The organism is Paenibacillus sp. FW507-14B1B, assembly GCF_058781425.1.
Genome location: NZ_JBYSWS010000002.1, coordinates 309,981 through 333,701 on the forward strand (window position 1 = coordinate 309,981; position 23,721 = coordinate 333,701).

Here is a 23,721-nt window from a genome sequence, read left to right on the forward strand (position 1 = left end):
AGTCCTTAAGGGATACAAAAAACCGTTACGAAAGTAAAACTCCGTAACGGTTCTTGGCTAATGCTCTAAAGGAGCATTACTTCTCTATTTGCCCGTATGACCAAACCCACCACTGCCGCGAACCGTATCTGATAGTTCATCGACTTGAATGAGCTCAATCGTCGGCACTTCTTGAAATACCATCTGAGCAATACGCTCATTACGAGTAATGGAGAATGGTTCTTGACCAAGATTGATCAATAACACTTTAATCTCTCCACGATAATCTGCATCAATTGTACCTGGTGTATTTAAGCAAGTAATCCCATGCTTGAATGCCAGCCCGCTGCGTGGGCGAATCTGGGCTTCCAATCCACCGGGCATAGCGATAGCGAATCCGGTTGGGATCAATTTTCGCTCTCCTGGCATCAGAACCACGGACTCATCCACCGCAGCATGCAGGTCAAAACCGGAAGCTAGCTCCGACATTTTGACAGGGAGTTTTATATCTTCATTTCCTGATAATCTATTGATTTGAACGTAATGCAACAAATTCGTCCCTCCTAATTTTGTTAAGCACCTTATCTGAAGATCCAACCATCGCCAAAGAAAATGGGGTTTCAAACATTCGATCAAGGACAGCATTAATATCATTCATATTAACCTGTTCAATCCGCTGAATCAATTCATCCATGCTATTGTGACGACCAAGCATAAGTTCATTTTTTCCAAGGCGGTTCATGCGGCTTCCCGTACTTTCCAGACTGAGAATCAGACTTCCTTTCAACTGTTCTTTGCCCTTATGTAGTTCATCCTCGGTCATTCCGTTCACCGCTAAATCGGACATAATTTCGTTCGTCAGATCGAGTACATCCTTGGTTTGTTTAGGTGCAGTACCTGCATAAATCGTAAACATCCCGCTGTCTGCATGAGAACTATGATAGGAATATACGGAATACGCAAGCCCTCTCTTCTCTCGAATCTCCTGGAATAGACGTGAGCTCATACCGCCACCTATCGCGTTGTTAAGCAGCACCATAGCGTACTGGAGATCATCTCCGATAGAGCTACCGGGAAATGACAAACAAATATGGTTTTGTTCCGTCTTTTTCCTCCGGAATAGCAATCCGTCGTGGAATACGGGTACCGTCAGACTCTGACTTGCGCCGCTATTCTTGAAAGCACCAAAATGACGTTCCAGCAGCTCAATAACACTGTCGTCAATGTTTCCAGCTAAAGCAATAACCGTATTCTCGATCGTATAATGATTGTTCATGTACGATCTTAACGCATCAGAGTCCATTGCTTCCAGATGCTCTTTCGTACCTAAAATCGGATAGGCTAGTGGATGCTCACCATAAGCCGCCATCGACATCAAATCGTGCACAAGATCATCTGGGGTATCCTCATACATCGCAATTTCCTCAAGAATGACATTTTTCTCTTTTGCAAGCTCCACTGGATCGAGCTTAGAATTAAAGAACATATCTGACAACACATCTACAGCTATCGGAAGATGCTCATCAAGCACCTTAGCATAGTAACAGGTGTATTCTTTCGATGTAAATGCATTCACATTCCCACCGATCGCGTCAAATTGCTCAGCAATTGCACGCGCATCGAAACGGTCCGTACCTTTAAACATCATATGCTCGATAAAATGTGTAATCCCGTTTATATCTAACGATTCATTGCGGGACCCCGTCTTGACCCAAATCCCAAAAGAAACTGACCGACATGTTGGAATTTGTTCCATAACTACTCTCAGGCCGTTTGACAACTGTATTTTTTTCACGAAAGGCCCTCCTAACCTGCTCCTTGGTTTCATTCCATGGATATAAATTGATGATTTAATGCCATCCATTCATTGTATCAAACTTAAACCAGTCACTCAACTTCCATACGGCACAATTCGTTCAGGTGATAACGTTTCACTCACCGTACCAATATGTAAACCTTTAGCACGTATACCTTGGATCATACCTTTCATCGCTTTTGAGGAGGAAGAGGTCGGATGCATTAATATAAGAAAACCGGGTTCAACTCTTTTTGTAATTTTTTGCACGACAGATTCTGGTGATGGATTCATCCAATCCACCGTATCCAATGTCCACAGGACGGTCTTTAATCCTCTTCCATAGGCAATTGACACCGTCTGCTGATTAAAATCCCCAGAAGGAGGCGCAAACCACTTGTTAGTAACTCCTAGGCTTTCTTTAAGGAGCTCCTGGGTCTTCACAATCTCTAGTTCTGCGCGACTTCGACTGAGCTGACTCATATTAGGATGAGAGTATGCATGGTTCTCCACCTCATGCCCCCTCTTCAATATCATTGCAGCTAGCTCTGGATTTTTCTTTAACCAACTTCCATCCAGAAAAAATGTTGTTTTGATCTTCTCCTCATCCAAAATGTTCAACATAGGCTCAATAAACTCATTCCCCCATGCCACATTGATCATGAACGAAACCATAGGTTTATTTGGATTCCCTCGGTAGATGGGCTGCTCACCTAAGTCATCCAAGTTAACCTTTGCTGGGATTTGTTGATAAACATAAGAAATCGGCTCACCCGATTTTCTTTTTAATGCCCGCTTATACGTTTCTTCTACATTAACCTGCTGCCCGTTATAACCAGGCACCGCCTTCCACACCGAATCCACCTTGGCATCGATGGGCTCAATTCGTGTCTTAGCAGCCTCCGCTTCAATCTCACCAAGAAGATTCAAGTCGACAGACGCAGTCTGCTGTTCTAAGTTTATCGCACCTCTAGATGCACTTAACTGATTGATATAATCCCATGATCCCGTTAATACGGCGATCCCAGACACCGCTGCAATGCTTATAAGTAGCACAGCCACCTTTAATCCTTTCATTGGACGTATCCATCCCCTTTATTTGCTTTGTCCCATTTTATGAGACGAGGATACGTAATATGTGCCTTAACCATGTTAACTAACATTTAAGGAAAGGAAAAAGGTAGTTAGCAGGTTTGAAGCCATAAAAAAAAGAGCCAGAATAACATTTCTGTCTCTTTCCTTCATTATGATTCTTATCTATCCTTATTTCGTTTCAGCGGTCAAAACAGCTTTGCGAGAAAGGTTAATCCGACCCTGCTGATCGATTTCAGTTACTTTCACTGTAATCACATCACCAATGGCGATAACATCTTCCACTTTTGCTACACGCTCAGTAGACAACTGAGAAATATGAACAAGGCCGTCTTTATTCGGAAGAATTTCAACAAATGCGCCGAATTTCTCAATCCGCTTCACGGTACCTGTGTAAATCTCACCTACAGCTACTTCACGTACAATACCTTCGATAATCGACAGCGCTTTTTGGTTCATCTCTGCATTTGATGAAGCGATAAATACGCGACCATCTTGTTCGATATCGATTTTTACGCCGGTTTCTTCAATAATTTTATTGATAATTTTACCACCAGCACCGATAACGTCACGGATTTTATCCGGATTAATATTCATGGTAATGATTTTAGGCGCGTATTGGGAAAGCGTTTCTCTTGGCTTCTGGATCACTTCCATCATCTTGCCAAGAATGTGCATACGACCTTCTTTGGCTTGATCTAAAGCTTCCTGCAAAATTTTACGGTCAATACCGTCAATTTTGATATCCATTTGAATCGCAGTAACGCCAGCTGGAGTTCCAGCTACCTTGAAGTCCATATCACCGAGATGATCTTCCATACCTTGAATATCTGTCAAGATGGAAACATGCTCGCCGTCTTTGATCAGACCCATAGCTACACCAGCAACAGGTGCTTTAATCGGTACACCCGCATCCATCATAGCAAGCGTGCTTGCGCAGATACTCGCCTGGGATGTTGATCCATTTGACTCAATAACCTCTGAAACGAGACGAATCGTGTATGGGAATTCAACCTCGGTAGGAATAACTTTAGACAATGCGCGCTCTCCAAGCGCACCGTGTCCAATTTCACGACGTCCTGGTGCACGCAGTGGACGAGCCTCGCCGACACTGAACGGAGGGAAATTGTAATGATGCATGAAACGTTTAGTTTCTTCCAGATCGATACCGTCCAGAATTTGAACGTCACCAAGTGCGCCAAGTGTACAAACGCTAAGTGCTTGTGTCTGACCACGAGTAAATAGGCCTGAACCATGTGTACGCGGCAATAAGCTTGTATCACAATCGATTGGACGGATCTCAGAAAGACCACGACCATCAGGACGAACCTTGTCATGTGTTATAAGGCGTCTAACTTCTTCTTTTACAATATCATGCAGAACTTCTTTAACATCCTTCAGAAGCTCAGGTGTTTCAATATATTTCTCTTCAAACACATTGAAGGTTTCGTCGTTAATCGCATCAATTGCATCCTGACGAGCGTGTTTCTCTGCAATGCGAACAGCTTCAACTAAACGCTCTGCTGCAAATTCACGAACCTCACGGTTTACAGTTTCATTGACAGCATGAAGTTTAACTTCCATCTTCTCTTTACCAGCAATGCTAACGAGTTCCTCGATGGTTGCAACAATGCTCTTAATCTCTTCATGACCGAACATAATCGCTTCAAGCATCACTTCTTCTGGCACTTCGTTCGCTTCAGCTTCAACCATCATAATTGCATCTTTTGTTCCAGAGACAACTAGATAAATGTCACTTGCTTCCTGCTGAGCGATGGTTGGATTGACAACGAATTCTCCGTTGATACGTCCTACAGCTACACCACCGATTGGTCCGTTGAACGGAACATCGGAAATACTTAGCGCAGCAGAAGTACCGATCATCGCTGCAATTTCAGGCTCACAATCCTGATCCACACTCATAACCAGGTTTAATACTTGAACATCGTTCCGGAACCCTTCAGGAAACAATGGACGAATCGGACGGTCTGTCAAACGACTGGACAAAATCGCTTTCTCACTTGGTCTTCCTTCACGCTTAATAAAGCCGCCGGGAATTTTACCTACTGCATACAATCTTTCTTCATAGTTCACAGTCAACGGGAAAAAATCCAAGTCTTTTGGCTCGCTTGAAGCAGTCACCGTACATAGAACCGCTGTTTCGCCATAACGGACCATGACCGCTGCATTTGCTTGTTTAGCCAAACGACCTGTTTCCAGAACCAGCGGTCTTCCTCCTAGCATCATTTCAACACGTTTTTCCATATAACCCCTCCTCGTGAGGACATTTATTTTACTCTGCTAAATTAAAGTATTACCTACACACGCATTCTTCATAAGAAAAACGTCTAGCGACGTTTCTTCTATGTAACAAAAAACAATGTAACATAAACAAGACGTATTCTAAGCTCCTATTCAAACCGAGCAAGAATCAAAATCAAAGGAAACTGCAATCGTTCCTATAATTTAAAAAAGAGCCTAGCTGCACCGCTGTCGTTCCAAGAAGGACAGTGGACAACCAGGCTGCTTTCGTACACCTTATGGATTATTAGCGGCGTAATCCAAGCTTCTCGATCAAAGCGCTGTAACGTTTAACATCCTTGTTTTTCAAGTATGCAAGCAACTTACGGCGTTGGCCGACCATTTTCAACAATCCACGACGGGAGTGGTGATCTTTCTTGTGCGTACGCAAGTGGTCAGTCAAGTTCGTAATGTTTTCCGTTAGGATAGCGATTTGCACCTCTGGAGATCCTGTATCGGACTCGTGAGTTCTGTGTGCATCAATCAGTTGTTGTTTACGTTCTTGAGTCAATGCCATCCTGTTCACCTCCTTCATAATAATCGCCTATGGCCTCGTTACCGACGGTGAGATCGAACAACCAAGCCAAGGTTACGGTGCCGGATAGCCCGGGCAACCTCTACGAGTATATCATACTTTTTTCAAAAAAGAAAATATGATAATCAATATCATTATTAAAAATGAATTATTTTGCTAATATCTCTCTAGTCTTATCTACATCGCTTTGAATTCCTGCAATTAATTCGTCAATCGAATTAAATTTGAGTTCTCTACGTATAAACTCGACCACATCAACAACCATGGTTTGGCCGTAAAGGTCCTCATCAAAATCAAGCAAATGAACCTCATAGATTGGTTTAACGATGCCATCATGAAATGTAGGCTTAAGGCCTACACTCATAACACCTGGAAGCCATTCATCATGGTGAGTACAGCGAGCCCATACTGCGTATACACCTAGTGCAGGCGTAACGTAGTGTTCCTCGAGTTCCAGATTGGCTGTCCGAAACCCTAAAGCTCGTCCTCGCTTCTCGCCATGAATCACAGTGCCCCGAATTCGGTAATACCTTCCAAGCCAGCGTGTTGCGTCCGAGATTTGACCATTATATAAAGCTGCTCGAATTGATGAACTTCCTACCTTCTCACCATCTATTAAGAACGGTGGAACCGTAACAACTTGTATTGTTTCTTGGCTCAGGCCATGAAGCATGTCAGCACGACCAGCACCTTTAAAGCCAAACCGAAAATCAAAACCAACGACCGCTGTATGAAGCTGAAGCGGCATAAGCATCTCCGTTACGAAATCTTCAGGGCTGACTTGTGAGAATTCTTCATTGAAATCCACCACATATAATATGTCAACCCCCATATCAGCCAGCAGCTTCTGCTTGTCCTGTTGAGGTGTTAAATAGCCTTCATAATTCCCTTTTCTCATGACATCTTTAGGGTGAGGATAAAAGGTTATTACGGCTGATGGCAAGCTCTCTTTACGCGCCAAATTAACAGCAGTCGATATAACACTGGCATGACCCGTATGGAGACCATCAAATTGACCGATTGCCGCAATTTGCGGGATGCCGTGTTCAATTTTCTGTTCTGAGGTTAACGGATAAGATAAGGATACGATTTTCATGTGCTTCTCACCTGCAATTCACTTAGATAGACATCAATAATATTAAACCGAGAAGACCTTAACAGGCGCAATTGCTCCGGACTCCTCTTGTTTTTGGAAAATACCCAAGAACTGGTTCTCGGTGTCATACAGACGTATGCATCCAAAATGATTAACCGGAGGACTCACAACCTGTGAAGACAGTCGCTGGCCTTGCAAGGCAGCACTTCTCTTCTCATCTGTTACCGTGTGGGCATGCAAGTGCACAATGGCCTCATCCGCCGGGATTAACCAGGATTGGAGTGTACCATCAGCCATAAATTGCTCAATTTGTTCAAGTGTCAAACATTTCGAGGCAGAAATACCAGCTGATGAAGTTCTCTCCAGCTTAGCCATCGTGGATGGAAGCCCAAGTTTCTTACCAATATCCACACAAAGTGTACGAATATAAGTACCTTTCGAGCACAACACTCGAAAAGAAATATCAGTATAAGATCCATGCGCCTCAAAACCTGTCATCTCGATTTCATGCACGGTTACCATACGGCTTTTGCGTTCAATAGTCTTCCCCTCACGGGCAAGCTCATACAATCTCTTACCATCAACCTTTACAGCCGAATACATCGGTGGCACCTGAGAAATTTCCCCTAAAAAGGAAAGAAGTGTTTCCTGCGCCGCTTCTGGTGTAATGTTGACCTCTTCCACCGATTCAATCACAGTTCCTGTTAAATCCTCAGTATCTGTAGAGACTCCCAGACGAAGCACTGCTTGGTATTCTTTTGGAAGGTCCTGCATGTATTCTACCACACGAGTTGCACGTCCAAGGCAGAGCGGCAATACGCCAGTCACCTCGGGATCAAGTGTACCCGCATGACCGATTCGTTTCATTTTAACAAGACGGCGCACTTTAGCAACAACATCATGTGAAGTCCATCCCGCTGGTTTGTTGACCGCCAAAACACCTTCAAGTTCTGTCATAATGCTTGTTTCACCCGCTCTACTACTTGAGTCATAATACTTCCTAGCTCACCTTCGATTCGGCAACCTGCCGCACGAACATGGCCTCCTCCACCGAAGGACTGGGCCAGAGCTGCAACATCCACTTTTCCAGCAGATCGTAGGCTTACCTTTACAGCCCCCGTATTAACCTGTTTAAACAATATACCAACTTCTACACCTTGAATATTACGTGGATAATTAACGATTCCTTCTAGATCTTCATTAATCGCTCCACTATCAACCATATCCTGAGGTGTAACATGGACCCAAGCTACTTTCCCATCCGAAGACATCGTTAGTGTATTGAGTGCTTTAACAAGCACGTTTAACTGGGGCAGTGTCATCTCTTCGAGCAGCGTTTCCGCAAGTTCCGGACCATTCACTCCATACGACAACAAAGTAGAGGCAATACCCATTACTTTAGGTGAAGTGTTGGAGTAACGGAATCCACCAGTGTCTGTTAAAAGTCCCGTATAAATGGCTGTAGCAATCTCTACATCCCATTCGATATCGAACATGTTCAACAGATCAAACAGAATTTCCGCAGTTGCGGCTGCTTCAGGAAGAACCACATTGACAGCACCATACCTGTTATTCGTAGGATGATGATCAATATTTACAATGACTGCACCCTCTGTAAAAAGTTCCTTAGTCCTGCCAACGCGATCAAAGTCTGCACAATCTACGCAAATAATGGTATTAAAAGAACGCTGTGGCGACTGTTCAGACATATTAATGAGTTCAGCTGCATGCCATAAGGAATTCATTCTTTTCGGAATGACTCCTTCGTTGATCATTGTGAATTTCTTGCCCAAACGTGAGAGAAGCCAGCCCACCGCTAGGGTGGAACTGACTGCATCTCCATCGGGCTGAACGTGCGACACGATCAAGTAATCGTCATGCTCCAGCAGAAATTTTCTGACCTGCTGCAGCTCTTGTTCATAAGTCTGCATGCGCCCTCTCCTTTATAAAAACAATCTGATCTGTCTAATCCTCTTCTCGTTCGATTTCACCAAGCAGCTTCTCAATTCGGCTACCATATGCAATCGACTCATCGAATTTGAAGATTAGCTCCGGCACATGCCGGAGACGAATTCTTTTCCCAAGCTCGGAGCGGAGAAAACCACTGGCTTTCTCAAGAGCTTTCAGCGTTCCCGCTTTCTGATCTTCGTCTCCAAGAACGCTAAGGTAAACCTTAGCCTGTGAAAAGTCGTTCGTCACATCAACCCCCGTTACGGTGATAAAACCAATTCGAGGATCCTTGAGCTCTGTCTGAATTAGCTGACTGAGCTCTTTCTTAATTTGTTCGCTGACGCGTCCTGTACGGATTTTAGCCATGTCTGATCACCTCTTTACGTTAGCGCTCTACCGTTTCCATGATAAAGGCTTCAATGACGTCGCCTTCTTTGACGTCACTATAGCTTTCCAAGGTAATACCACATTCATAACCCTGCGCTACTTCTTTTGCATCATCTTTGTAGCGCTTGAGGGAATCGATCTTACCTTCATGAATAACAATGCCGTCACGGATCAGACGCATTTCTGCGTTACGTGCAATTTTACCGGAAGTAACCATACAACCTGCAATGGTACCTACCTTAGTAACTTTAAAGGTATTACGTACTTCTGCGTGGCCGATGACGTTCTCTTTATAAATTGGATCCAGCATACCTTTCATAGCCTGCTCGATCTCTTCAATTACGTTGTAGATTACACGGTGTAGGCGAACATCCACTTTTTCTTGCTCAGCGGTCTGTTTCGCTTGTGTATCTGGACGAACGTTAAAACCAATTACAATCGCATTGGAAGCAGCAGCCAAGATAACATCTGACTCTGTAATAGCGCCTGCACCGCTGTGAATAATTTTCACGCGAACGCCTTCCACTTCGATTTTATTCAAGGAACCTTTCAGGGCTTCAACCGATCCCTGTACGTCACCTTTGATAATTACGTTAAGATCTTTGATCTCTCCATCTTTAATATGTTGGAACAGATCATCCAGCGTAACACGAGTATTCGTATTCAGCTCAGATTGACGATGTGTGATAGAACGTTTATCGGCAATGGAACGAGCTTTACGCTCATCTTCAAATACCATAAACGGATCTCCAGCACCAGGAACTTCAGTCAAACCTGTAATTTCTACAGGTGTTGAAGGTCCCGCTTCTTTCAGGCGACGGCCCTTATCGTTTACCATTGCGCGGATACGTCCGAAGCAGTTACCTGCTACAAATGCGTCTCCAACTTTAAGTGTACCGTGTTGTACGAGAATTCTGGCAACAGGTCCTCTACCTTTATCAAGCTCTGCTTCAATAACGGTACCACGTGCACGCTTATCCGGGTTCGCTTTATATTCGTTAACCTCAGCTACGAGTAGAATCATCTCAAGGAGATCTTCGAGGCCCATGCGCTGTTTAGCCGAAACGTTTACGAAGATTGTATCTCCGCCCCACTCTTCCGGTACCAGTTCATACTCGGTTAATTCTTGTTTTACTTTATCTGGATTTGCATCCGGTTTATCGATTTTGTTAACAGCTACGATGATTGGAAGTCCAGCTGCTTTCGCATGGCTGATCGCTTCAACGGTCTGTGGCATTACACCGTCATCTGCTGCAACAACGATAATTGTCATGTCCGTAACTTGGGCACCACGAGCACGCATTGCAGTAAACGCTTCGTGACCTGGTGTATCCAGGAAAGTGATTTTCTTGTTGTTGATTTCCACTTGATACGCACCGATGTGCTGTGTAATACCACCAGCTTCACCGCTGGAGACATTCGCTGAACGGATCGCATCCAGTAGTGTTGTCTTACCATGGTCAACGTGACCCATAATCGTTACAACTGGAGGACGCTCAAGCAGATCCGTAGGATCATCAACCTCTTCAACCGTTTCGAAGCGGTCTTCTTCAACCGGAATTTTCACTTCTACTTCTACGCCGAATTCGCCAGCCAGAAGCAGGATTGTATCAATGTCAAGTTCCTGGTTAATCGTGGCCATCACGCCGAGGAAAATCAGCTTCTTAATGACCTCGGAAGCGTCCTTATGAAGCAGCTTCGCCGTTTCACCGACGGTCATGTTGCCACGGACGATAATTTTCTTCGGCGTGTTGTCGATTTTTTCACGAGGCGGCTGCTGACTCTGATTCCGTCCGCGATTGTTCTTGCCTCCACGGTTGTTACGGAAACCACCTTGACGATTATCATCAAAGCGCTTAGAGCCTGGACGGTTATTGTTGTTACTGTTATTGCTGCTGTTATTGCTGTTACTTCTGTTACCACCACGGTTACCAGCACTACTATTGTTGCCTGCGTTACCACTAGGACGGTTAGAGTCAAAACGTCCACCCTGGGACTGTCCTCCGCCTTGTGGTCGGTTTCCTTGGGATTGACTTGAACCTTGAGGGCGTGCTCCACCTTGTCCTGCACCTTGAGGACGGGAACCACCTTGTTGTCCTGCATTCTGAGGACGAGATCCACCTTGCTGACTAGAGCCCTGTTGCGGATTTCTGCTCCGGTTATTTTGCTGGCTTCCTTGGGAAGATCCAGTATTCGTTCTCCGGGAATCCTGACTACCTTGTGGGCGCTGTTGAGAGCCTGTTACATTTGAGTTGGTTTGATTTCTATTGTTCATACCTACCTGCTTTTCCTGTTGTTTTTTGGGCTGTCCTTGTTCCTGTCCATGACCAGATGGTCTTTGACCTTGATTACGGCTGCCGTCTTGCCCACCACGACTGCCTTCGCTGCTTAGTGTTGGAGCGTTTGTCTGAGTGCTTGCAGCTGGAGCTGGAGCTGTACTACTTGTACTTGCTGCTCCAGAGACCGCCGGTTTGCGGCTTTCACTTCGAACTGTATCTGAGCCATCACGTTTAGCAGCAGCATTTGACTTAATGTCTTTAAAGAACTGCTCCACCCTTGATACTGTATCGTTCTCCATAACACTCATATGATTATTAACCGGAACATCTAGACGCTTGAGTATCGTTATAATTTCCTTACTGCTCATATTCAACGATTTAGCATACTCATATACTCGAAGTTTATTGTCTTTGTTTTCCTGTTTACTCAATATACTCCACCTCCGACATTATCCCCACTTGCTTGGAGATCATTTCTGCGAATCCTTGATCCGTAACTGCCAGCACAACACGTTCAGGTTTACCTACACTTGTGCCCAGACTTTCCCGGTCAAATCCGATTACCAGAGGGATTTTATAAGTACCGCACTTATCGCGGAACTTTTTTTTTGTATTATCTGAGGCGTCACCCGCCAGAATGACCATTTTCGCTTCAGAAGACCGGATTACTTTGAGCACGATCTCATCGCCGGTAACCACTTTACCTGCACGCATGGCAAGGCCTAAATGAGAAAGCACCCTATTGTTCATCATCGGCACTCTCCTTAGCCGCTAGAAATTCATCTTCTACCTTAATGAAATCCTGAGCCAGCTGTTCATAAATTTCAGGCTGAACATGATGCTTTAAAGCACGATCAAGCGCTTTGTTTTTGTGGGCCAATTTAAAGCAGGATAACTTCCCGCACAAATAAGCGCCTCTACCCGACTTCTTGCCAGTCAGATCAATAAGCACTGTATCTTCGGGTGTTTTCACGACGCGAATAAGCTGCTTCTTGGACATCATTTCCTGACAAGCCACACATTTACGAAGCGGTATCTTTCTCTGTTTCAAAGCTAGCACCCCCGTCCCTTTACTTTAATCGACGGAGACGGAATCCTGATGCATTTCACCCGATAGGGTTTTTGGTCTGCCGTATTCCTGTTCCGCCTGACTCTCGCTTTTAATATCGATCTTCCATCCTGTCAGTTTAGCCGCAAGACGGGCATTTTGCCCTTTAATCCCGATAGCTAGGGACAGTTGGTAATCAGGAACAATGACGCGAGCCATCTTCTCATCCTCAAAGACCTGTACTTCCAAAACTTTAGAAGGACTCAAAGCATTTGCTACATACTCTTCGACCTGTTCTGAATACCGCACGATATCGATTTTCTCACCGCGAAGTTCGTTAACAATAGTCTGCACACGCATACCTTTCGGTCCTACACAAGAGCCGACTGGATCAACTTCCTCATTGCGGGAGTATACAGCGATTTTGGACCGGAACCCTGCTTCACGAGCTACGGAACGAATTTCTACTACACCGTCAAAAATCTCAGGAACCTCAAGCTCGAACAGACGCTTCAAAAGACCAGGGTGCGTACGAGACAACATAATCTGCGGTCCCTTTGTTGTGTTCTCTACTTTTGTAATGTACGCTTTGATCCGGTCGCCGTGCTTGAATTTTTCATTAGGCATCAGCTCGGTGAGCGGCAGAACCGCTTCAATCTTACCCAGGTCAATGTAAATGTTGCGCGGATCCTGACGTTGTAGTGTACCTGTAACGATATCGTCTTCTTTATCAATGAAGGCGCTATAGATCAAGCCACGTTCCGCTTCACGAATACGCTGTGTAACAACCTGCTTCGCAGTTTGTGCAGCGATACGACCAAAATCGCGCGGTGTTACTTCAATCTCGGCGATATCCTCGATTTGAAAATGCGGGTTGATATCTCTTGCCGCAGTCAGTGAAATTTCAGTACGTGAGTCAAGAACCTCTTCCACGATCAATTTCCGGGCATATACCTTAATAACACCAGTATTGCGGTTCATATCCACTCGCACATTCTGTGCAGCGTTAAAATTACGTTTATAGCTGGAAATGAGTGCCGCTTCAATCGCTTCAAACAGCACATCCTTGCTGATGCCCTTGTCTCTCTCCAACTCATTCATTGCTTCAATAAAATCCATACTCATTGAAAATCGGTTCCCCCTTTCAAAACTTCCGTCTAAAAAATGATGGCCAATCTGGCACTGGCAACTCTTGCATATGGAATAACGTGCTGTTTCTTTCCGGATTTAATGACAAGCTCTTCATTCTCAAAAGACTCCAGTTTGCCTTCAAATTCCTTCATTCCATCCACAGCCTCGTAGACCGTAACGAAAACATCTTTTCCGACTGATTTGGCAACATCCTCCATCTTCTTCAACGGACGCTCTGCACCAGGTGAAGAAACTTCAAGAAAGTAAGCTGTCGGAATGGGATCATTCTCATCCAGCTTTTGGCTCAGGTATTCGCTGACCAATCCGCAATCATCAATATCGATGCCGCCCTCTTTGTCTACAAACACACGTAAAAACCAATTGCTGCCTTCTTTAACATATTCCACATCTACCAGTTCAAAGCCGTGCTCATCCAAATACGGCTGCACCATTTCTTCCACAGTCGTTTTAATCTTCGGTGTGCTCAAAGAACATAACCTCCAACACTTTCATTTCCTATATACCAAAGAGTAAAGAGTGGGTTGCCCCACTCTTTACACAACGGTTTTATCTCCATGATTACCAAAAAAATTATAACATAGTCTGGCAGTAGTGACAAGTATGAGTCCTTGACTGTCAAGTTGTCAAGTGCCCTCATATCCCCTGTGTTTACAGTATTAATTTAAAACAATGAGAGTTGATTACTCTCCGGCAATCCTCGGAAGCAGCCCATTTGCGTGAGCAGCTCAACTGCTGTTTTGCTCGCTTTAGATTTCTGTTGGAAGTCTTCGATTGACAGGAATTCCCCTGCCTCTTTTGCAGCAGCGATGTTCCGTGCCGCATTATCTCCGATCCCCTGTAGGGCTGAGAATGGAGGAATAAGCGCGTCCCCGTCCACCGTGAACCGAAGTGCATCGGAACGGTACAGGTCTATATTTTTGAATGTGAATCCACGCGCTGTCATCTCCAAGGCCATCTCGAGAATAGAAAGCATGCTTTTCTCCTTGGTGCTTGCTTGAAACCCTAACTGTTCGATTTCAACAATCCGTCTTTGGATCGCATCGTAACCTTGACAGCATAATTCGATATCAAAATCCTCAGCACGAACAGAGAAATAGGTAGCGTAATATTCAATAGGATGATAAAGCTTAAAATAGGCGGTACGAACGGCCGAGATAACATACGCGGCAGCGTGCGCCTTCGGGAACATGTACTGGATTTTCAGACATGAATCGATATACCACTGAGGTACTTTACATCTCTTCATTTCATCTATCCATTCCTGTGACAATCCCTTACCTTTACGAACGCTCTCCGTAATCTTAAATGCAAGTCCGGCATCCATTCCAGCCTTATAGATCAAGAACAGCATGATATCATCACGACAACCAATAACCGTCTTGATGTTGCAAGTGCCGTTCTTTATAAGCTCCTGAGCGTTACCTAGCCATACACCTGTTCCGTGAGAAAGTCCAGATATCTGCAAAAGGTCAGCAAAACTGGATGGCTTCGATTCAATCAACATCTGACGAACGAATTTAGTTCCCATCTCCGGAACACCATAGGTAGCAACCGGTGAGCGAATTTGTTCAGGCGTAACACCGAGCGCTTCCGTTGAGTTGAACATGCTCATAACCTTCGGATCATTCATTGGAATTGTCGTCGGATCCACCCCGGTTAAGTCCTGCAGCATGCGCATCATCGTCGGATCATCATGACCCAGAATATCAAGCTTGAGCAAGTTCGCATCAAATGCGTGATAATCAAAGTGAGTTGTTTTCCATTCAGCTTTCACATCATCAGCTGGGAACTGAACAGGCGTAATATCTTCAACTTCAATATAATCTGGAACAACTACGATACCGCCTGGATGCTGACCCGTGCTACGTTTGACACCAGTACATCCAGAAGCTAGACGACTAAGCTCAGCCCCGCGCCAACGCTTCTGATGTTCTTCTTCATACTTTTTGGCATAACCAAATGCCGTTTTCTCCGCAACCGTACCAATTGTTCCCGCACGGAATACGCTTTTTTCACCGAACATGACCTTGGTATAGTTATGCGCTTCTGGTTGGTATTCACCTGAGAAGTTCAAGTCAATATCAGGGACTTTGTCCCCTTTAAACCCAAGGAACGTTTCAAATGGTATATCCTGTCCCTCACCTTTTAGCGTGCTGTCACATTTAGGACATTGCTTATCGGGAAGGTCGAATCCACTGGGTACACTACCATCAAGGAACCATTCACTGTATTTACAATCTGAATTTTTACAAATGTAGTGAGCTGGAAGCGGGTTTACCTCAGAAATGCCAAGAAACGTAGCAACAACAGACGAACCTACAGATCCCCGAGATCCTACCAAGTATCCATCCTTATTCGATTTCTTAACGAGCTTCTCGGAGATGAGATAGTTAGCGGAGAAACCGTACTTGATAATCGGCTCCAGTTCCTTCTCAAGTCGTGCTACAACTACCTCTGGCAAATCCTCACCATATATTGATTTAGCTGTATCGTAACATGTATTTCGAATCTCCTCATCTGCTCCATCAATAATCGGGGTGAACAGCTTAGATGGGAACAATTCTAATTCTTCAAAACGATCCGCTAGATCATTTGTATTCTTAACGACGATTTCATAAGCTTTATCTTGCCCTAAATAAGCGAACTCCTCTAGCATCTCGTCCGTGGTTCGGAAGTGAGCATCTGGCTTACGGATATCTTTCAAAGGACTAAAGCCCGTAATACCATGAATCGTAATATCACGGAACAGCTTATGTCCTGGCTCAAGATAATGAACATTACCTGTTGCAATAACCGGTTTGTTCAGCTTCTCGCCAATCTTAATCACTTTGCGAATGGCGTTCTTCAAATCATCTGGACTGGCTACAAAACCTTTATCCACGAGATGCATGTACATTGTAAGAGGCTGTACCTCCAGCACATCATAGAACTGAGCGATCTCTTCAGCTTCTTCCTCTGTTTTGTTCAGAACTGTCTCGAAGAATTCGCCCTTCTCACAGCCTGAGAGAACGATGAGCCCGTCGCGCATTTCAACAAGCTTAGACTTCGGAATGCACGGCACTCTTTTAAAATACTCGGTATGTGACATCGAAATAAGCTTATATAAGTTCTTCTTCCCAATCGGGTTCAGTGCGTAGATCCCACAATGAAAAGGTCTTGTGTTGGATAAATCATTACCGACATAGTCGTTAAGTCGATCCAACATCTTGATGCCTTTCATTTTATCCACATCTGCTAGGAGGCCATTCAAAATACCTGCAAGTGCAATTGTATCGTCAATCGCCCGGTGATGACTCTCTAGTAATACCTTGTACTTATCAGCCAACGTATTCAATCGGTGGTTCCTCATACCCGGATAAAGCAGCCTTGCCAGCTCAAGCGTATCTAAGTATGGATTCTCAAGGATGGGCATTCCGGCATTCTTAAGTGAAGCTTGAATGAAACCCATATCGAATCGTGCATTATGAGCGACAATTACAGCGTCCCCTACAAATTCAACAAAATCTTTGAGTACGGGCTCAAGGTCCGGAGCGTCTTTGACCATCTCATCCGTAATATTCGTTAACTGCTGAATATGATAAGGGATTTTCTCATGCGGGTTAACAAAGGTAGCATATCGATCGATTTCTTTACCCTCGTGCATTTTGACTGCTGCAATCTCCGTAATTTTATTCCGGGTGATCGATAGACCCGTAGTCTCGATATCAAATACGACGTATGTGGCAGTTTTCAGGTCGATGCCCGGCTTCGCTTGCTCTACCACATTGACCGCGTCATTTACGACATTGGCTTCAACACCGTACATCATCTTGATACCGTTCTTTTTGGAGTGCTTATCCGCATCCGGGAAACACTGAACACCACCATGGTCACTAACAGCAATCGCCTTGTGCCCCCATGATGCCGCAGTCTTTATATATTTATCAATGGAAGTTACAGCATCCATTGTACTCATCGTTGTATGGAGGTGAAACTCAACTCGCTTCACTGGTGCATTATCTTTACGTGCTGGTGGTGCCTTCACTTCAGTCAAATCTGAAGGTATCATTACAAGTTCTGGAATCTGCATAAACCGATCAAATTCCACTCGGCCGCGTGCCTTCAACCATTTTCCGTTTTCTAACAAACCAAACACTTTTAGATCTTCTTTTGTTTTAGCAAACATCTTCATCTGAAGTGAATCTGTGAAATCTGTAAGATTGAACGTAAAGAGAGTCATTCCATTTCGAAGTTCCTTACGATCAAGACCGAAAATGGTTCCTTGAATGGTAATCTTCTTCTCTTCATCTTGAATTTCTTGAATCGGAACAGGCTGATCCTTAATTTCATTTCCAACTTGAAGCTTGATGTCGCCTTCTTCCTCTTCTATATCATCCTCGGACTCAAGACTCGTCATAAGGGCTTGAATTACTTCTCGTTCTTCCTCACGTTTCTTCTGTTCGAATTCTTCATAAGCTGCCAGTCCATTATCACCGACACTCATCTTCACTCGAAGATTAAGCGAGAAATACTGATTGAAAAAACGCGTAATCGCCTCATCAATCTGTTTCTTGCGCGCAAGCTCTAGAGACATCCCATCTGACATCGTAAGATGCAATTGACCTTCTTCTACTTCATGCTTGGCTCTAGCCATCCAGCCGTTAACGGATGGAATTTCCCGATGTACCCACTCTAAGAAAAGCCCCCAGTATTCTTGTACAATATCTGCTTCACGAACTGAACCTTGATAACGGAACAAAAATCTAATTTTCGCAATATGGTTCATTTTTTCTTGGATTCTTAAGCAAAAAGTTCTATATACCTCTGACGGAACAAGGTTTTCCTTCGCAATGGTAACCAACCATTCCTTACTGCCGCGGCTTATTTCTACCTGTTCAATCCAGCCGTCCATAAAATAGGGTTCTATCAAACCTGCCGGGACTTCTCCCTGCTTCATCAGCAGCTCAAACCTTTTTCTCTTCTCTTCCGCTGTGCCCATGGTTCCCTCCCCCTGCTTACGAAAAAATGAGACAAAAACAAACGAAAAGCTTCTGAGGCAGCACCCATTCGTCCTGTTGCCCACAGAGCGTCATGCCATCCAGAAGCTTTCCGGAATATTTCTCTTTTATTCTCAAAGCAACTTTCGATATCTATTACTCTATCATATTAGTAAGCTCTTGCGAACAGTACGGTATGATTTGCCTCTTCTCCACATACTAGGCAAGTCTTCTTATGCTCACCTGGCTCAAATGGAATATTTCGGCTTGTAGCCCCTGTTTCCTGCTTCACTGTATCCTCACATGCACCAGATCCACACCAGCCAGCTAGTGTAAAGCCGCGCTTTTCTTCCATGCTTTCTTTCATTTCATCCAGTGTATCTACGGAATAGAAATGATCTTCGCGGAATGCTTTAGCGCGGTTAAACATTTCTTCATGCACCTGATCCAGCATTGATTTTACTTCTTCAACCAGGTTCGCTTGCTCAATTACTTTCTTCTCTCCGGTGATGCGAGATACGAGCACACAAACGCCATTCTCCATATCACGAGGTCCGATTTCAAGGCGTACAGGTACACCACGCATTTCATATTCGTTAAACTTCCAACCTGGACGAACACTTGTGTTGTCGTCTACACGGACACGAACTCCTGCTGATTTCAGTTCTTTGAAGAGCTCATCTGTGCGACCTACAACGGCCTCCCATGTCTTCGGAGGTCCAATAGGAACCATAATTACTTGTGTTGGAGCAACTTTCGGTGGCAATACCAATCCGCGATCATCTCCGTGTACCATAATTAATGATCCAATGAGACGTGTACTTACACCCCAAGATGTAGTGTGTGCATACTCCAGTGTATTGTCACGATTCAGATATTCAATATCAAAGGCCTTGGAGAAATTAGTGCCCATGTAATGGGAAGTACCAGCTTGTACAGCTCTTCCGTCTTTCATCATAGCTTCGATGGAATACGTATCTACTGCACCCGCAAATTTCTCTGACGGTGTCTTCTGACCTTTAATAACCGGAATAGCTAAGTAATTCTCTACAAAATCACAATAGATATCCAGCATCTGCATTGTTTCTTGACGTGCTTCTTCTTCCGTCTCATGCGCAGTGTGACCTTCTTGCCATAGGAATTCACTTGTCCGCAAGAATGGAAGTGTACGTTTCTCCCAGCGAACAACGTTAGCCCATTGATTGATTAGTACAGGGAGATCACGATAAGATTGAATCCACTTCGAGTACATATGTCCAATCATCGTCTCGGAAGTTGGTCGAATCGCAAGACGCTCTTCGAGCTTCTCGCCGGCAGCTTCTGTTACCCAAGGCAGCTCTGGGTTAAAGCCTTCCACGTGTTCTTTCTCTTTCTGGAAAAAGCTCTCTGGAATAAAGAGTGGGAAATAAGCGTTACGGTGGCCCGTCTCTTTAAAGCGACGATCTAGCTCATCCTTGATATGTTCCCAAATTTCAAAACCGTCCGGCTTAAATACGATACAGCCCCGAACTGGTGAGTAATCCATCAAATCTGCTTTTTTGATGACATCAATATACCAACGCGAAAAGTCCTCTCCTTGCGGTGTAATTTCAGTCACGAATTGTTTATCCTTAGACATAAGAATATTTGTCCTCCCATATGAAAAGCGTCAATTATGTAGCTTTAACAAGCTATTATTAGATACTTTAATAATAAAAATAGTCAAAAAAATTTACGGCTCAGTGCGGCTGGCGCACCGAGCCGTAAATTAATCGTTAACCGTTAATTAATCGCAGTATATCGTTATAGGTTACAGCGATCATCAATAGGAATAGCATAGCAAACCCAATGAAATGCACCATACCTTCACGATTAGGATCGATTGGCTTGCCACGAAGTGCTTCCACGCCTAGGAACACAAGACGACTTCCATCTAGCGCAGGCACAGGCAACAGGTTAAAGATACCCAGATACAAGCTCAGTATCGCTGCCCAATAGGTCAGCTGAACGATACCTTGCTTCGCGATCTGCCCTGTCACTTCAAACGTCCGAACTGGTCCTCCCAAGTCATCCATCGAGAATTGCTGAATGAGCTGGCTGAATCCTTGGAAAATGATGTTGGTTGTATCCACCATCGCTTTTCCGGAGCCTGTAATGGTCTCACCAAGTCCTGCCGAACGAGTTGGAAGTTCAGGAACAATCCCGACCTTACCGCCTTCCTGCCCCTCCATAGAACGAGGGGTTAGCGTCACATTAAATACTTGGTCACCGCGGCGTACGGTCCAATCCATCGGCTTGTCCTTTGAATCGGAGATGAGATCAATCATTTTTTTGTAATCTGCACCGATTGCGGTACCATTGACAGTTTCAATGATGTCTCCTTCACGAAGGTTAGCTTCAGCTGCAGGCATGTTCTCCGTAATCTTACCAATCTGTACGTAAGTTGGATTCTCGACCGGAATTCCCGCCATTTGAATATGAAGTGCGAACAATATAAAAGCCAATATAAAGTTCATCACTGGTCCGGCAAAAATAGCAAGCGCCCGCTGTCCAACCGTTTTACTTCCAAACTGACGATTTTTAGGAGCGATTTGTGTTTCGACTCCCTTGGTCACCATCAGCGCCTGAGGGTGAACCTCGTACTGTTGAAATTCTCCATCCACATCTAGACGAAGGGATAAACGCTCCTCCAGATCGATAAACTGAACCTCGCCCCGAATTACATTCTTGCGATTATCAAGCTGATCTAGATAGATTCGCTTCACCTGATTGTCACTATTCACCCTAACGGCAATGGTCTGCCCAGGCTGAATTTCAACCAATTCAGGGTCTTCACCAGCCATTCGGGCATATCCACCAAATGGAAGAAGCCGCAATGTGAATTGAGTTTCGTTACGCTTATAAGAGAACAGTTTCGGACCGAAACCGATCGCGAATTCACGAACTAAAATCCCAGCTCGCTTGGCGAAATAGTAGTGCCCCCATTCATGCACCGTTACGATTACAAAAAACATGAGCACCGTTAAAAAAACAACCTGCACCATTTCCAATATTGACATCCCCCTTTTCCTCTGAGAACGCAGTATGTCCCTATAGATTATCATTATTCTCTTATTGACCACAAGAGAATCACATGTTGTCAGCTTTTTTCAGGGAGAATTTTCGAAATAGCTTTAGATTCCTATAGCTGCGCTGCTAATTCACGAGCCAAGGTGTCACTTTCTTCAATAGCCTCCAAAGCCGGTTCAGGTGTGTTTTGGTGCTTGTTAAGCACGCCTTCGATGATATCCTCAATCTGCAAGAAAGAAATTTCTCCACGCAGAAAACGGGAAACCGCAATTTCATTGGCGGCATTAAATACCGTTGTTGCCGTTCCACCCATTTTACCACATTCATAAGCAAGTCTTAAACAAGGGAACCGGTCAAAATCCATTTCTCGGAATTGAAGTTTCCCAGCTTCCGCTAAAGACAAGCCTTTGGATGGAGAGGGCCAGCGTTCAGGAAATGTAAGAGCATACTGAATTGGCACTCTCATATCTGGGTTTCCAAGTTGTGCGATGATACTGGAATCACGATATTGTACAAAAGAGTGAATAATGCTCTCTGGATGAAGCAGCACTTGTATCTGTTCATAAGGAAGTCCGAACAACCAGTGAGCTTCAATAACTTCCAAGCCTTTATTAACCATTGTTGCCGAATCAATGGTAATCTTGGCACCCATAGACCAGTTTGGATGTTTTAAAGCATCTTCAACCGTTACATTTTTTAGTTGTTCACGTGTGAGATCTCGAAATGATCCACCCGATGCAGTCAAAGTTATAAAATCAACATCCACCCGACGCTCTCCGTTCAAGCATTGAAAAATCGCGGAGTGCTCACTATCGATAGGAATAATGTCAACACCCTGAGCCTTGGCTAAGTCCATAACGAGATGCCCAGCGGTTACTAGTGTCTCTTTATTCGCTAAACCAATCGATTTACCCGCTTTGATGGCCGCTAAGGTTGATGGTAACCCCATACTTCCGACGACTGCGGTAACGACAAAATCGGCTTCCGTGCCTGCTGCGACCTCAATCAAGCCCTCTTGGCCATAATAAAGCTGTGTACCTGCAGGAAGATCTGGACGAATGCGATCCGCCAGTTCTTTCGTAGCAACAGATACCTTTTTCGGATTAAATTCCTTCACTTGTTGTGTCAGCAAATCCACGTTACTACCTGCTGCTAAACCCTCGATTTGAAAGGAGTCACGATATTTTGACACAACATCTAATGTCTGGGTTCCAATGGAGCCGGTAGAACCTAGCACACTAATTTTTTTCATTCCTGCACCTTCCCTTTCATCAGTAAGGCAGAAGACTTAATATATGTACAAATGGGAATACAACAATCCAGCTGTCGCAGCGATCCAAAATCCCGCCATGACCAGGCAAAAGACTACCCGAATCTTTAATGCCGTATACCCGCTTATAAGCCGACTGCACGAGATCTCCAAGCTGTCCAATGACCGCACAAGCAATCCCGATTAACAGGGCGTTGCTGTAAGGAAGCAGCCCATTCGATAAGAGGGCAAAGATCATCGCAGTAAGAACTGCAATGATCACGCCCCCAACAGCACCTTCCACAGTTTTGTTCGGACTGATTGCTGGCCAGAGCTTGGTGCGACCCAGCTTACGACCTACAAAGTAGGCACCTGCGTCACTTGCCCATATCGATGCCAGAAGCAAGAACGTCCAAAACAGACCATGTCCATCAGGTGTGCTTCTCGATTCAGCAATATACATAAAGCCCATTCCGATGTAGATCGACGCAAGAAACAATAGTGAGACTTGCCCAATTGGAGTCTTGTTCTTGCTGAATACCGTAACGAATAAAAAGAGTAGCATCACAAGCCAGATTCCATGCTCCCACGAGAACGGGAACGTTATATCTAACAAATTCCATGGAAAGACAAACATAAGTACACCCAGATAACCTATCGCCGCCGTCCCACCGAAAGGTGCAATTTTTGTCATTCTAGCGAATTCATAAAAACCGATCAGGGACATAGCTAAAACGAGAAGATGATACCAAAGACCGCCCATGAAACATAATCCTAAAAAGACAGCTCCCGCTATAATTCCGGTAATCAAACGCTGTTTCATAACGTCCTATC

The 23,721-nt window shown here is 44.5% G+C and carries 19 protein-coding genes; all 19 read right to left on the reverse strand.

Annotated features, from left to right (window positions below; translation table 11 throughout):
• Nucleotides 1-84: 84 nt before the first annotated feature.
• Entirely contained in the window at nt 85-531 is a 447-nt protein-coding gene (gene dut / locus AC3WJJ_RS09555; protein ID WP_492540059.1) for a dUTP diphosphatase, read from the reverse strand.
• Nucleotides 506-1,774, reverse strand: coding sequence for a M16 family metallopeptidase (locus AC3WJJ_RS09560; protein ID WP_492540061.1), 1,269 nt, complete (start codon nt 1,772-1,774; stop codon nt 506-508). The genes dut and AC3WJJ_RS09560 overlap by 26 nt, the downstream gene beginning before the upstream one ends.
• Nucleotides 1,775-1,870: 96 nt before the next feature.
• Complete coding sequence (locus AC3WJJ_RS09565) at nt 1,871-2,851, reverse strand: polysaccharide deacetylase family protein (protein WP_492540063.1); 981 nt, start codon at nt 2,849-2,851, stop codon at nt 1,871-1,873.
• 186 nt (nt 2,852-3,037) lie between these two features.
• Nucleotides 3,038-5,131, reverse strand: a complete 2,094-nt coding sequence (pnp, locus tag AC3WJJ_RS09570; protein WP_492540065.1) for a polyribonucleotide nucleotidyltransferase — start codon at nt 5,129-5,131, stop codon at nt 3,038-3,040.
• A 283-nt stretch (nt 5,132-5,414) separates the two neighbouring features.
• On the reverse strand, nt 5,415-5,684 hold the full coding sequence (rpsO, locus tag AC3WJJ_RS09575) for a 30S ribosomal protein S15 (protein ID WP_422657250.1): 270 nt from the start codon (nt 5,682-5,684) through the stop codon (nt 5,415-5,417).
• Between the two features lie 166 nt (nt 5,685-5,850).
• Nucleotides 5,851-6,798, reverse strand: a complete 948-nt coding sequence (locus tag AC3WJJ_RS09580) for a bifunctional riboflavin kinase/FAD synthetase (RefSeq protein WP_492540067.1) — start codon at nt 6,796-6,798, stop codon at nt 5,851-5,853.
• Between the two features lie 42 nt (nt 6,799-6,840).
• Nucleotides 6,841-7,755, reverse strand: coding sequence for a tRNA pseudouridine(55) synthase TruB (gene truB, locus AC3WJJ_RS09585; RefSeq protein WP_492540069.1), 915 nt, complete (start codon nt 7,753-7,755; stop codon nt 6,841-6,843).
• Nucleotides 7,752-8,729, reverse strand: coding sequence for a DHH family phosphoesterase (locus AC3WJJ_RS09590; protein WP_492540070.1), 978 nt, complete (start codon nt 8,727-8,729; stop codon nt 7,752-7,754). The genes truB and AC3WJJ_RS09590 overlap by 4 nt, the downstream gene beginning before the upstream one ends.
• Nucleotides 8,730-8,763: 34 nt before the next feature.
• The gene (gene rbfA / locus AC3WJJ_RS09595; RefSeq protein WP_422657254.1) at nt 8,764-9,114 is read right to left on the reverse strand and encodes a 30S ribosome-binding factor RbfA; all 351 of its coding nucleotides are present in this window, start codon (nt 9,112-9,114) and stop codon (nt 8,764-8,766) included.
• 19 nt (nt 9,115-9,133) lie between these two features.
• Nucleotides 9,134-11,845 carry a translation initiation factor IF-2 gene (infB, locus tag AC3WJJ_RS09600; RefSeq protein ID WP_492540072.1) on the reverse strand — a complete coding sequence of 904 codons (2,712 nt, stop codon included), beginning with the start codon at nt 11,843-11,845 and terminating at the stop codon, nt 9,134-9,136.
• On the reverse strand, nt 11,838-12,167 hold the full coding sequence (locus AC3WJJ_RS09605) for a L7Ae/L30e/S12e/Gadd45 family ribosomal protein (RefSeq protein WP_492540074.1): 330 nt from the start codon (nt 12,165-12,167) through the stop codon (nt 11,838-11,840). Before AC3WJJ_RS09605 ends, infB begins: the two co-directional genes overlap by 8 nt.
• Nucleotides 12,154-12,465 (reverse strand): RNase P modulator RnpM, encoded by a 312-nt coding sequence (rnpM, locus tag AC3WJJ_RS09610; protein WP_422657257.1) that lies wholly within the window; start codon nt 12,463-12,465, stop codon nt 12,154-12,156. Before rnpM ends, AC3WJJ_RS09605 begins: the two co-directional genes overlap by 14 nt.
• Before the next feature lie 24 nt (nt 12,466-12,489).
• A complete protein-coding gene (gene nusA, locus AC3WJJ_RS09615; protein ID WP_422657258.1) occupies nt 12,490-13,587 on the reverse strand; it encodes a transcription termination factor NusA in 1,098 nt (365 codons plus the stop codon).
• 32 nt (nt 13,588-13,619) lie between these two features.
• Entirely contained in the window at nt 13,620-14,081 is a 462-nt protein-coding gene (rimP, locus tag AC3WJJ_RS09620) for a ribosome maturation factor RimP (protein WP_422657259.1), read from the reverse strand.
• A gap of 194 nt (nt 14,082-14,275) precedes the next feature.
• Entirely contained in the window at nt 14,276-18,592 is a 4,317-nt protein-coding gene (locus AC3WJJ_RS09625; protein ID WP_492540077.1) for a PolC-type DNA polymerase III, read from the reverse strand.
• A gap of 167 nt (nt 18,593-18,759) precedes the next feature.
• A complete protein-coding gene (gene proS, locus AC3WJJ_RS09630) occupies nt 18,760-20,208 on the reverse strand; it encodes a proline--tRNA ligase (protein WP_492540079.1) in 1,449 nt (482 codons plus the stop codon).
• Nucleotides 20,209-20,344: 136 nt separating this feature from the next.
• On the reverse strand, nt 20,345-21,613 hold the full coding sequence (rseP, locus tag AC3WJJ_RS09635; protein ID WP_422661495.1) for an RIP metalloprotease RseP: 1,269 nt from the start codon (nt 21,611-21,613) through the stop codon (nt 20,345-20,347).
• Between the two features lie 137 nt (nt 21,614-21,750).
• A complete protein-coding gene (locus AC3WJJ_RS09640) occupies nt 21,751-22,890 on the reverse strand; it encodes a 1-deoxy-D-xylulose-5-phosphate reductoisomerase (RefSeq protein ID WP_492540080.1) in 1,140 nt (379 codons plus the stop codon).
• 19 nt (nt 22,891-22,909) lie between these two features.
• Nucleotides 22,910-23,710, reverse strand: a complete 801-nt coding sequence (locus AC3WJJ_RS09645) for a phosphatidate cytidylyltransferase (RefSeq protein ID WP_492540082.1) — start codon at nt 23,708-23,710, stop codon at nt 22,910-22,912.
• Nucleotides 23,711-23,721 lie beyond the last annotated feature (11 nt).

Bases quoted from the DNA above. Each gene is read 5' to 3' on its own strand.
- rbfA (WP_422657254.1), bottom strand. From the start codon at position 9,114: ATGGCTAAAATCCGTACAGGACGCGTCAGCGAACAAATTAAGAAAGAG.
- AC3WJJ_RS09580 (WP_492540067.1), bottom strand. From the start codon at position 6,798: ATGAAAATCGTATCCTTATCTTATCCGTTAACCTCAGAACAGAAAATT.
- rpsO (WP_422657250.1), bottom strand. From the start codon at position 5,684: ATGGCATTGACTCAAGAACGTAAACAACAACTGATTGATGCACACAGA.
- AC3WJJ_RS09605 (WP_492540074.1), bottom strand. From the start codon at position 12,167: ATGATGAACAATAGGGTGCTTTCTCATTTAGGCCTTGCCATGCGTGCA.
- rseP (WP_422661495.1), bottom strand. From the start codon at position 21,613: ATGGTGCAGGTTGTTTTTTTAACGGTGCTCATGTTTTTTGTAATCGTA.
- truB (WP_492540069.1), bottom strand. From the start codon at position 7,755: ATGACAGAACTTGAAGGTGTTTTGGCGGTCAACAAACCAGCGGGATGG.
- AC3WJJ_RS09645 (WP_492540082.1), bottom strand. From the start codon at position 23,710: ATGAAACAGCGTTTGATTACCGGAATTATAGCGGGAGCTGTCTTTTTA.
- AC3WJJ_RS09640 (WP_492540080.1), bottom strand. From the start codon at position 22,890: ATGAAAAAAATTAGTGTGCTAGGTTCTACCGGCTCCATTGGAACCCAG.
- proS (WP_492540079.1), bottom strand. From the start codon at position 20,208: ATGTCTAAGGATAAACAATTCGTGACTGAAATTACACCGCAAGGAGAG.
- AC3WJJ_RS09565 (WP_492540063.1), bottom strand. From the start codon at position 2,851: ATGAAAGGATTAAAGGTGGCTGTGCTACTTATAAGCATTGCAGCGGTG.
- pnp (WP_492540065.1), bottom strand. From the start codon at position 5,131: ATGGAAAAACGTGTTGAAATGATGCTAGGAGGAAGACCGCTGGTTCTG.
- AC3WJJ_RS09625 (WP_492540077.1), bottom strand. From the start codon at position 18,592: ATGGGCACAGCGGAAGAGAAGAGAAAAAGGTTTGAGCTGCTGATGAAG.
- AC3WJJ_RS09590 (WP_492540070.1), bottom strand. From the start codon at position 8,729: ATGCAGACTTATGAACAAGAGCTGCAGCAGGTCAGAAAATTTCTGCTG.
- nusA (WP_422657258.1), bottom strand. From the start codon at position 13,587: ATGAGTATGGATTTTATTGAAGCAATGAATGAGTTGGAGAGAGACAAG.